The organism is Sorangium sp. So ce834 (genome assembly GCF_051521425.1).
Classification (GTDB): Bacteria; Myxococcota_A; Polyangia; order Polyangiales; family Polyangiaceae; genus Sorangium; species Sorangium cellulosum_D.
Genome location: NZ_CP150351.1, coordinates 12,636,841 through 12,648,961, shown reverse-complemented (window position 1 = coordinate 12,648,961; position 12,121 = coordinate 12,636,841). Strand labels below are relative to the sequence as shown.

Annotated in this window: 1 protein-coding gene (cut by a window edge); it reads right to left on the bottom strand. The window is 75.4% G+C overall.

Annotated features, from left to right (window positions below):
• Window positions 1–12,121: the 5' portion of a type I polyketide synthase gene (locus WMF20_RS46480; protein WP_437608159.1), read on the bottom strand. 3,866 nt of this gene lie to the left of the window's left edge; 12,121 of the gene's 15,987 nt are visible here — the first part of the coding sequence; it begins with the start codon at window positions 12,119–12,121; its stop codon lies off the left edge, out of view.

Sequence of the window (12,121 nt, the reverse complement as noted above, 5' to 3'; positions counted from 1 at the left end):
CGAGCCACAGCGGGCGATCCTTCACGTGCGCCGCGCCGTACGTCGCGAAGAGCGCGCGCGCCTCGATGGGATCGCCGAGCGTCGTGCCGGTGCCGTGCGCCTCGACGGCGTCGACGTCCGCGGGGGCGAGCCCCGCGCTCGCGAGCGCGTCCCGGATCACGCGCTCTTGCGCGGGGCCGTTCGGCGCCGTGAGCCCTTGGCTCTTGCCGTCCTGGTTGACGGCCGATCCGCGCACGATCGCGAGCACGGGGTGCCCGTTCTTCCGGGCGTCCGACAGGCGCTCGAGGAGCACTATCCCAGCGCCTTCCGACCAGCCCGCGCCGTTCGCGTCCGCCGAGAACGACTTGCACCGCCCGTCCGGCGCGCCCGCGTGCTGCGCGCTGAACTCGCCGAAGATCCCGGGGGTCGCCATCACGGTCACGCCGCCGGCGAGCGCGAGCGAGCACTCGCCTCGACGGATGGCGTGGCAGGCGAGGTGGAGCGCGACGAGCGACGAGCTGCACGCCGTGTCGACGCTGATCGCCGGGCCTTCGAGGCCGAGGGCGTACGCGATACGCCCCGACGCGACGCTCGAGGCGCTCCCGGTGCCGATGTACCCGCGCAGCGACTCCATCGCCTGCGCGCCGCTCGGGCCGTGGAGGAGGCGCGCGACGTAGTCGCTCCCGAAGACGCCGACGAAGACGCCGCTCTTCGAGCCGTGGAGCGACGCGGGGATGATACCGGCGCGCTCGAGCGCCTCCCACGTCATCTCGAGGAGGAGGCGCTGCTGCGGGTCGAGCGCGAGCGTCTCGCGCGGGCTGATCCCGAAGAACTCCGCGTCGAAGAGATCGGCGTCGTGGAGGAAGCCTCCCTGGCGGGCCGCGCCGTCCGAGAGCGCGTCGAGATCCCAGCCACGGTTCTCGGGGAACGCGGAGATCGCGTCGCCCCCCTCGCGGAGGAGCCGCAAGAGGTCCTCGGGCGTGAGGACGCCGCCCGGGAAGCGGCAGGCCATGGCGACGATCGCGATCGCGTCGTCGGACGCGCCTGCGGAAGCTGCGCGTGCCGCGCTCGGTGCGGCGGCCGCGTCGCCTCGCCCCACGAGCGCCGTCGCGAGGAAGCGCGCGAGCGCCGTCGGCGTCGGGTAATCGAAGAGCAGCGTGGCGGGCAGGCGCGTCCCCACGATCGCGGCGAGGCGGTTTCGCAGCTCGACCGCCATGAGCGAGTCGAGCCCGAGCTCCTTCAGCGGGCGGTCGCCGTCGAGGTGACGCGACGGGGGCAGGCCGAGGACGACGCCGATCTCCGGGCGGACGACGTCGTTCATCGCGCGCTCTCGCTCCTTCGGCGCGAGGCCGGCGAGGCGCTGCGCGAGGGGCGCCGCGGACGCCGCGTTGTTCGCGAGCTTGCGCCGCGCGGCGCCGGCGCGCACGAGGCCGCGGAGGATCGGCGCGACCGCGTGGGCGCGGAGCGCGATGGGGTCGAACGGCGCCGCGACGAGCGCGGCGTCGACGTGCGCGAGCGCGGCGTCGAAGAGCGCGAGCCCGTCGTCGGTCGTGAGGGGACGGAGCCCACCGCGCGCCATGCGCTGGAGATCCGTGTCTCCGAGGTGCGCCGTGAGCCCGGTCCTCTCGGCCCAGTACCCCCAGTCGAGCGACACCGCGGGCAGGCCGCGCGACCGCCGCTGGTGCGCGAGCGCGTCGAGGAACGTGTTCGCCGCGGCGTAGTTCGCCTGCCCTGGGCTCCCGAGCACGCCCGAGAGCGACGCGAAGAGGACGAAGGCGGACAGATCGAGCGGGCGGGTGAGCTCGTCGAGGTGCGCGGCGGCGTCGACCTTCGCGCTCATGACGGAGCGCAGGCGCTCTGGGGTGAGCGAGGTGAGGACGCCGTCGTCGAGGGTCCCGGCGGCGTGGACGACGGCGGTGAGGGGGCGGTCGGCGGGGATGCCGGCGAGCAGGCGCTCGAGCGCCAGGCGATCGCCCGCGTCGCAGGCCACAATCGCGACCGAGGCGCCTGCGGCTTCGAGCTCGCGGCGGAGGTCGTCCGCGCCGGGCGCGGCCGGGCCTCGTCGCGAAGAGAGCACCAGGCTGCGCACGCCGTGCCGCTGGACGAGGTGGCGCGCCACCAGCGCGCCGAGGGTGCCGGTGCCTCCCGTGACGAGGACGGAGCCGCGCGGGTCGAGGGCGCGCGGGATGGTCAGCACCACCTTGCCCACGAGGCGGGCCTGGGCCAGGGCGCGGAAGGCCTGCGGCGCCCGGCGGAGGTCGCACGGGGTGATGGGCGGCACGCGCAGAACACCGCGCTCGAACAGGGCGACCAGCTCGGCGAGCATCGCCTGGATGCGCTCGGGGCCCGCCTCGGCGAGGTCGAACGCGCGGTACGCGACGCTCGGGTGCGACGCGGCCACGGCCAGAGGGTCGCGGACGTCGCTCTTGCCCATCTCGACGAAGCGCCCGTCGGGCGCGAGGGCGACCAGGCGCAGCGAGGCATCGACCAGCTCGCGGGCGAGCGAATCGAGCACCACGTCGACCCCGCGCCCGCCGCTGGTGCGGCGAAAGTGCGCTTCGAAGTCGGCCGAGCGCGAGGAGGCGATGTGGTCGTCGTCCAGGCCGAGGGCGCGGAGGGTGGCCCACTTGGGCGGGCTCGCGGTGGCGAAGACCTCTGCGCCGAGGTGGCGGGCGAGCTGGACGGCGGCGATGCCGACCCCGCCGGCGGCGGCATGAACCAGCACGCGCTCGCCGGGGCGGAGGCGGCCGAGATCGACCAGGCCGTAGTACGCGGTCAGAAAGACGACCGGGATGCTCGCCGCCTCGACGAACGACAGCCCCGCGGGGATGCGGCTCACCATGCGGTGATCGGCGAGCGCGATGGGCCCGAACGCCGCGCTGAGCAGGCCCATCACGCGGTCGCCTGGGGCGAGCTCCGTCACGCCCGGGCCGACCTCGAGGACGACGCCTGCCCCCTCGGCGCCGAGGGGCCCGGGGTCGCCGGGGTACATGCCGAGCGCGTCGAGCGCGTCGCGGAAATTGAGCCCCGCCGCCCGCACCGCGACGCGGATCTGCCCCTCGGCGAGCGGCCTCGTCGCCTCCTCGTACGGCACCAGCGCGAGGCTCTCGATCGTGCCCTTGGCCGCGACGTGGAGCCGGTACGCCCCCGCGCTCGGCGGCACGAGCGCGTCGTCGCCGCGCAGCCGACCCAGGCGCGGAACCAGGCGCCGCCCCTCGCGCAGCGCGAGCTGCGGCTCGCTCGCGTCGGCGGCGCGCGCGACCGCGGCGGCGACGAGCGCGGGGAGCGCGGGGAGCGAAGCGTCGTCGGCGTCGACGTCGACGAGGATCAACGCGCGATCCGGGTTCTCGACCTGCGCCGCGCGCACAAGGCCCCACACCGGCGCGTGGACGAGATCGAGCACGTCTTCGTCGGGCCGCGTGGCCACGGCGCGCTCGGTCAGCACCACGAGCGCGCACGACGCGAGGCGCTCTTCGGCGAGCCACGCCTGGAGCGCTGCGAGCGCGTCCGCCGCGGCGCCGTGCGTGGCCGCGAGGGCGCCGCTCGGCGCATCAGGGCGCGTCGTGCACGCGAGGACGGCGACCACCTCCGGAACCCCGCCGCCGCCGATTGCATCGATCCACGCGCCAGGGTCGCGGTGCCGCGTGACGTGAGCTCCGGCCGCCTCGAGCGCGCTCGCGAGGCGCGCGTCGCTCCCCAGGATCGCCCACGCCCGAGGCGCCGCGCCCTCCGGGCCGCTCGGCAGCTCGATCCAATCGACGCGGAGGAGCGCGTCGTGCACCGGCCCCGTTCGCGGCTTCGCCCCGCGCACGCGGGTAGCCGACGCGGGGCGCAGCGCGAGCGCGTCGACGCTCGCCACCTTCTGCCCGGCAGCGTCGGCGATCGCGAGCGCCACGGTGTCGCCGCCCTTACGCGCGATCCGCACGTGCAGCGTCGACGCGCCGACGGCGTGGAGCGACACGCCGCTCCACGAGAACGGCATCGCCACGTGCGCCTTCTCGCCGCCGTCCAGAACCTCTGCGGCGAGCGCGTGGAGCGCGGCGTCGAGCGCGGCGGGGTGTAGCCCGAACCGGGCGGCGTCGCGCGCCGTCGCCTCCGGGAGCACGACCTCGGCGAAGAGCTCGTCGCCGCGCTTCCACACCGCGCGGAGCCCCTGGAAATCCGTGCCGTACGCGAGCCCGGCGCGCGCGAGGCGATCGTAGAGCCCGGACGTCGCGAGCGGCGTGGCGTCTCCGGGCGGAAACGCGCCGACGTCGAGCGACGCGCCCGCGGCGCGCGGCCCGAGCGCGCCCGTCGCGTGCCGCGTCCACGCCGCGTCGTCGCCCGCGTCGTCCGGCCGCGCGTGCACGGTGAGCGATCGCCGCCCGTCGTCGTCGGTGGCCCCGAGCGCCATCTGCACGACCACGCCGCCGGTCGCGGGGAGCGCGAGGGGGGCTTCGAGGGTGAGCTCGTCGACGGCATCGAGGCCGACGCGGTGTGCGGCCGCGAGCGCGAGGTCGAGGAAGGCGGTGCCTGGGAGGATGGGTTCGCCGAAGACCGCGTGCCCCGCCAGCCACGGGTGCTCGGCCAGCGAGAGGCGTCCGGTGAACAGGTACCCGTCGGAGCCCGCCAGCGCGACCGAGGCCTTGAGCAGCGGATGCTCGGCGGATGCGAGCCCGGCGGCGGCGACGTCGGCGCGGGCGCGAGGGGCATCGAGCCAGAAGCGCTCGCGCTGGAACGCGTACGTGGGCAGCGGGACGCGGCGGGGTCGATGGGCGTCGAACAGGGCGCTCCACACCACGCGGTGCCCCCGCGCGTGCAGCTCGGCGAGCGAGAGCAGAAAGCGCGCGCGGTGCCCTTCGTCGCGCCGGAGCGTGGGCACGACGGCGGCCGAAAGGCCGGCGTCGTCGATGGTCTCGCGCACGGCGAGGGAGAGCACGGGGTGTGGGCTGACCTCGACGAAGAAGCGGTGCTGGTCGGCGAGCAGAGCGCGCGTGGCGTCTTCGAAGCGGACGGTCTGGCGTAGGTTTCGGTACCAGTGCGCCGCGTCGAGCGCCTGGCCATCGAGCTTCTCGCCGGTGACGGCGGAGTAGATGGGCAGGGCGCTGGCGCGCGGGCTGATGCCGTGCAGGTCGCCGAGCAGCTCCTGCTCGATGGCGGCCACGTGCTCGGAGTGCGAGGCGTAGTCGACGCGCACCTTGCGGGCGAAGATCTGGGCGGCGGAGAGGGTGCCGACGAGCGCGTCCACGGCGGCGACGTCTCCGGCGACGAGCGTGGTGCGCGGGCTGTTGATGGCGGCGATGCCGACGCGGCCGTCGAGCCCATCCAGGTGGCGGTCGAGCTCGCTGGCGGGCAGCTCGATGGCCGCCATGGCCCCGCGTCCGGCGAGCCTGGTGATGGCGCGGGCGCGGAGCGCCACGACCTTGGCGGCGTCTTCGAGCGAGAGCGCGCCCGCGACGTACGCGGCGGCGATCTCGCCCTGGCTGTGTCCGACAACGGCGTCGGGCTCGACGCCCATCGCGCGCCACATGGCGGCGAGGGCCACCATGACCGCGAACAGCACGGGCTGGACCACGTCGACGCGGTCGAGGGATGCGTCGCCGTCGCGACCGTGGCGCAGGACGGTGAGCAGCGACCAGTCGACGTGCGGGGCGAGGGCGCCCTCGCAGGCGAGGAGCTGATCGCGGAAGACGGGCTCGGAGTCGAGCAGGGCGGAGGCCATCTCGGGCCACTGCGAGCCCTGTCCGGGGAAGACGAAGGCGAGCTTCCCGGGTGAAACCGTGGAGGCAGCGACGGTCTCGGGCGCGGGCTCTCCACGCGCGAGGGCGTCGAGCCCGCGAAGCAGCCCGTCGCGCTCGGACGCGACGACGGCGGCGCGCTCGTCGAAATGCGACCGCGTGGTCGCAAGGGAAAACGCCAGGTCGGCGAGGGCGAGCTCGCCGCTCGCGGCGACGTGGGCGTGGAGGCGTCTGGCCTGCGTCTGGAGCGCCGCCTTCGTCTTCGCCGACAGCACGAACGGCAGCTCGCGCCCGGCAGACGCCTCCGCCGTCGCCGCGCTCGCGGACGCGTCCGCGTCGCCCGGCGCCTCCTCGATGATGACGTGCGCGTTCGTGCCCGAGAGCCCGAATGCGGAGACTCCTGCGCGTCGTGGAGTGTCCTCCGCCCGCCGCAGCCACGGGCACGCGCCGTCGATGACGCGCACGGGTAGCTCGTCCCACGCCAGGTGCGGGTTCAACGGGCTCGTGTGCAGCGTCGCGGGCAGCGCGCCGTTGCGAAGCGCCGCGACCACCTTCGCGACACCCGCGAGCCCGGCCGCCGCCTCCAGGTGGCCGATGTTCGTCTTGATCGCCCCGACGAGGAGCGGGCGATCTGCCGGGCGCCCCTCGCCGTAGACGGCGGCGAGCGCGTTCACCTCGATCGGGTCGCCGAGAGCCGTGCCGGTGCCGTGGCACTCGACGACGTCGATCTCCGCGGGGGCGAGGCCGGCGTCGTCCAGCGCGCCGCGCAGGACCTTTTGCTGCGCCGTCCCGTTTGGGACAGTGATCCCGCTCGACGCGCCGTCGTGGTTCATCGCCGAGCCGCGGACGACCGCGAGCACCGACCGGCCGTTCGCGCGCGCGTCGCTGAGGCGCTCGAGCGCGAGGACGACGACGCCCTCTCCGCGGCCGAACCCGTCGGCGTTCGCGGAGAACGTCTTCGATCGCCCGTCGGGCGCGAGGGCGCGCGTGCGCGAGAGCAGGACGAACGCCTCCGGCGACGCCATCACCTGCGCGCCCGCCGCGAGCGCGAGGTCGCACTCGCCCTGGCGCAGCGACTGGCACGCGAGGTGGAGCGCGACGAGCGACGAAGAGCACGCCGTGTCGACCGACAGCGCCGGCCCCTCGAGCCCGAGGGTGAACGCGAGCCGCCCCGCCGCGAACGCGGACGCGGTCCCCATCGCCGCGTACGCGTCGTCTTCGTCGGAGTCGCGTTGCAGGAGCGCGTAGTCGCTCGCTCCGGCGCCGACGAAGACGCCCGTCTTCGAGCCCTTCAGCGACGCGGGGACGACCCCCGCCTCCTCGAGGGCTTGCCACGCGGCCTCGAGCAGGAGGCGGTGCTGCGGATCGACGTGCTTCGCCTCGCGCGGGCTGATGCCGAAGAAGGCGGCGTCGAAGAGGTCGACGCGGTCGAGGAGCGCCGCGCTCCGCACGTAGCTCTTTCCCTTCGCGTCCGGATCTGGGTCGTACGCGGCGCCCGCGTCCCAGCGGCTCGCGGGGATCGGGCCGACCGCATCGACGCCGCGCTCGAGCAGGTCCCAGAGCCCCGCGAGATCGCCGGTGCCGCCCGGCAAGCGGAGGCTGAGGCCGACGATCGCGACCGGCTCGCCGTCGTGGCGCGTCCGCGCGACGAGCGCCGCGTCCACGTCTCCGCGCTCGCCGAGCGTGCGCGCGAGCGCGTCGCGCAAGAACGTCGCGACGCGCTCGGGCGACGGCTGATCGAACATGATGGTCGACGGCAGGCGGATGCCCGTCGCCTTTTGCAGGCGCAGGCGAAGCTCGACCGCCATGAGCGAGTCGAGGCCGAGATCGAAGAACCCCTTGTGCGCGTCGACGCGCGATGCGTCCGCGTGTCCGAGCACGGCCGCGGTCTCGCCGAGCACGAGGCCGACGAGGTGGCGGAGGCGATCGTCGTCGCTCTGCGCGCGGAGCGCCGTGAGCAGCGCGCTCTCGTCCGGGCGCGCCGGGTTCGCGGCGAGCGCGCCCTGCGCGCGCTTCGCCTCGGGGAGCTCGGAGACGAACGGGCGCTCGCGGACGGAGGCGAACGACGGCGCGAAGCGCGCCCAGTCGATGTCGGCGATCGTCACGACGTCGTCGTCGTGGTCGAGCGCGTGCGCGAGCGCCGCGGTGGCGACCTCGGGCCGCATCGGCGAGAGGCCCGAGCGCCGGAGGTCCGACGCGACCGCGTCTTCGAGCATCCCGCCGCCTGCCCACGCGCCCCACGCGATCGACGTCGCCGTGACGCCGCGTGCGCGCCGCGCCTCCGCGAGCGCGTCGAGGTACGCGTTCGCCGCGGCGTAGCTGCCTTGCCCGGCGCTGCCGAAGACGCCCGACGCCGACGAGAACAGGACGAACGCGTCGAGATCGCGCGACCGCGTGAGCTCGTCGAGGTGGCGCGCGGCGAGCGCCTTCGCGCGGAAGACCGCGTCGAGCCGCTCCGGCGTCAGCGCGTCGAGCACGCCGTCGTCGAGCACGCCCGCGGCGTGCACGACCGTCGAGAGCGGCGCGTCCGCCGGCATCGCCGCGAAGAGCTCCTCGAGCGCCGCTCGATCGCCGACGTCGCACGCGGCGATCGTCACGCGCGCACCGAGCGCGGTGAGCTCGTCGTGGAGCGCGCGCGCGGAGGGCGCGTCGGGCCCTCGCCGGCTCGTGAGGACGAGGTGCTTCGCGCCCCGCTGCGCGAAGAGCCGCGCGACGTGTGCTCCGAGCGCCCCCGTGCCTCCCGTGACAAGGACGGTGCCTCGAGGCGCGCGCGGCCGCGGCGCCTCGCCGAGGGGAGCGCGCACGAGGCGTCGCGCGAAGAGCCCCTCCGGGCGCAGGGCGAGCTCGTCCTCGCCCGCGAGCGCGCCGCCGAGCGCGGCGACGAGGTGGTCGATCGCCGCTGCGTCCAGCGCTCCGGACGCGCCGAGGCTCGACGCGAGGTCGACCGCCCCGCCGAGGCGCTCCGGGTGCTCGAGCGACACCACGCGCGCGAGCCCCCACGTCGCCGCCTGCGCCGGGCTCACGATCGCGTCGGCCCGGGAGACGGAGACCGCGCCGCGCGAGAAGAGCCACACGCGCGCGTCGAGCGCCGAGTCGCCGAGCGCCTGCACGAGCGTGAGCGTGCGCGCGAGCCCCGCGGGCACCGCCGGCTGCGACGTCGAGGGCCCGTCGTCGAGCCCCACGAACGAGAGCACGCCGCGGAGCGCCCCGCGCCCTGCGACGGCCTCCCGCAGGCGCGCCGCGAGCTCCGCGCGCGCGCACGCGTCGGCCCCCAGGCCCAACGTGACGACGTCGCCGCCGCGCCCCTCGAGCGCGCGCACGACGCTCTCGACGACGCCGTCGTACGCGCCCGCCGCGCGGACGACGAGCCACGTCCCGGAGGCATCGCCGCGCGACGTGGCCGCGATCGGCCTCCACGCGACGCGGTAGCGCCACGTGTCGACGAGGCCGAGCACCTGTCCCTTTCGCCGCCACGCGGAGAGCGCCGGGAGCAGCGTGGAGAGCGCCGCACGCTCCTCCCCCTCGGACGCGACGCCGAGCGCGTCGCGCAGCATGTCGACGTTGCTCTCCTCGATCGCGCGCCAGAAGCGCGCCTCGGCCGGCGCGGGCTGCGCAGCCTCGCGGGGCTCGGGCGGGGCGTCGTCGACCCAGAAGCGCTCGCGCTGGAACGCGTACGTCGGTAGCGGCACGCGGCGCGCGCCGACGGGCGCGAAGAACGCCCTCCAGTCGACCCGGTGACCGCGCGCGTGGAGCGCGCCGAGCGCCGTGACGAGCGCGTCTCCGTCGTCTCGATCGGCGCGGAGCGTGGGCACGAAGAGCGCGCGGCTCGGCGCGTCGGCCTCGAGCGCGCTCTGCCCGAGCGCCGAGAGGACGCCGTGCGGCCCGAGCTCGAGGAACGTGGAGACCCGCTCGGTGTGCAGGGTTCCCAGGCCGTCGGCGAAGCGGACGGCGCTCCGCGCGTGTCGGACCCAGTAGTCGGCCGAGCAGAGCTCCCCGTCGCCAGCGCGCTGGCCGGTCACGTTCAACACGATCGGGATCCGCGGCGGGTGGAACGTGAGCCCCTCGGCGACGCGGCGGAAGGCGTCGAGCATCCCGTCCATGTGGTGCGAGTGGAACGCGTGGCTCACGCGGAGGCGCGACGTCTTGCGCCCGAGCGCTTCGAAGCGGGCGGCGACGTCGAGGACGGCGTCTCGGTCACCCGCGACCACCGTCGACGACGGACCGTTGATCGCAGCGATCGTCGCGCGCGCCCCGCCTTCTCCGCGCGCGGCGATCACCGCCGCGACCTCGCCCTCGGAGGCGGCGATCGCGACCATCGCCGCGTCGCGCGCGGGCAAGGCTTGCATGAGGCGCGCGCGCGCCGACACGAGGGTGCACGCATCTTCGAGCGAGAGCACGCCCGCGACGTGCGCGGCGGTGATCTCGCCGACGGAGTGGCCCAGGAGCGCGTCGGGCGCGACGCCCCACGCCTCGACGAGCCGGAAGAGCGCAACCTCGAGCGCGAAGAGCGCGGTCTGCGTGAAGACGGTCTCGTCGAGGAGCCTCGCGAGCTCCGAGCCCTTCGGCGCGAAGAGGACCTCGCGGAGCGGGCGATCGAGATCGCGATCGAGGTGTGCGCAGACTGCATCGAGCGCGTCTCGGAACACCGGGAACGCCTGGTAGAGCCCGTGTCCCATCGCCGCGCGCTGCCCGCCTTGCCCCGTGAACAGGATGGCGAGCCTCCCCTTCGGCGCGTCCCCGCCCACGAGCGTGCCCGGTGGCGGGCTCGCGTTCGCCCCTCGCGCAAGGCCATCGAGCGCCGTGAGGACCGCCTCGCGGTCGTGCGCGACGACGACCGCGCGATGCTCGAAGTGCGAGCGCGTCGTCGCGAGCGACGCGGCGATGTCGGCGAGCGCGAGCTCGGGGCGCGCGGCGAGGTGCGCGTGGAGCCTCGCCGCCTGCCCGCGGAGCGCGCCCTCCGTCTTCGCCGAGATCACGACGGGGAGCGGCGACGCGTGGGCGCACGCGCGCTCGGCCTCGGGCGCCGTCGCGCCTTCGGGCGCCGGCGCTTCCTCGACGATGACGTGCGCGTTCGTGCCCGAGAAGCCGAACGCTGAGACCCCGGCGCGCCGTGGCGCTCCGTCGGCGCGGCGGTCCCAGCGCTGCGCCGCATCGACGACGCGAAGCGGGAGCGTCTCCCACGCGACGTGCGGGTTCGGCGGGTGCGTGTGGAGCGTCGGCGGGAGCGTTGCGCGTCGCAGCGCAGCGACGACCTTCGCGACGCCAGCGAGCCCGGCGGCGGCCTCGAGGTGGCCGATGTTCGTCTTCACGGCGCCGAGGAGGAGCGGACGCTCGGCGGGGCGATCCTCGCCGTACACGGCCGCGACCGCGTGGACCTCGACGGGGTCCCCGAGCGACGTGCCCGTGCCGTGGCACTCGACGACGTCGACGTCGGTCGGAGCGAGCCCGGCGTCTTCGAGAGCCGCGCGGAGGACCTTCTGCTGCGAGCTGCCGTTGGGCGCGGTGATTCCGCTCGACGTGCCGTCGTGGTTGATCGCGCTGCCACGGATCACGGCGAGGACCGGGTGCCCGTTCGCGCGCGCGTCACGGAGGCGCTCGAGCGCGAGGACGACGACGCCCTCGCCGCGCCCGTAGCCGTCGGCGCTCGCGGAGAACGTCTTCGAGCGGCCGTCGGGCGCGAGCGCGCGCGTGCGCGAGATGAGCACGAACGGCTCGGGCGACGCCATCACCTGCACGCCGGCGGCGAGGGCGAGGTCGCACTCGTCGCGCCGCAGCGACTGGCAGGCGAGGTGGAGCGCGACGAGCGACGACGAGCACGCCGTGTCGACCGAGAGCGCAGGCCCCTGCACGCCGAGCGTGAACGCCAGCCGGCCCGCCGCGAAGGACGTCGACGTGCCCATCGTCGCGTACGCGTCGGCCTTCTCCGCGTCGCCCCGCAGCGTCGCGTACTCGCTCACGCCCGCGCCGACGAAGACGCCCGTCTTCGTGTCCTTCAGCGAAGCGGGGACGATCCCCGCCTCCTCGAGGGCTTGCCACGCGGTCTCGAGCAAGAGGCGGTGCTGCGGATCGACGTGCTTCGCCTCGCGCGGGCTGATGCCGAAGAAGGCGGCGTCGAAGAGGTCGACGCGGTCGAGGAGCGCCGCGCTTCGCACGTAGCTCTTGCCGATGGCGTTCGGGTCGGGGTCGTAGATCGCGTCCGCGTCCCAGCGGCTCGCAGGGATCGGCGCCACAGCGTCGACGCCGCGCTCGAGGAAGCTCCCGAGGCTCTCGGGATCGACCGCGCCGCCGGGGAGGCGGAGCCCGAGGCCGACGATGGCGATCGGCTCGCGTTGCTTGCCCTCGATGTCCGAAAGCCGCCGGCGAGCTTGGCGGAGCGACGTGGTGAGCCCCTCGAGATACGCACGCAGATTCTTCTCGCCGGTCAT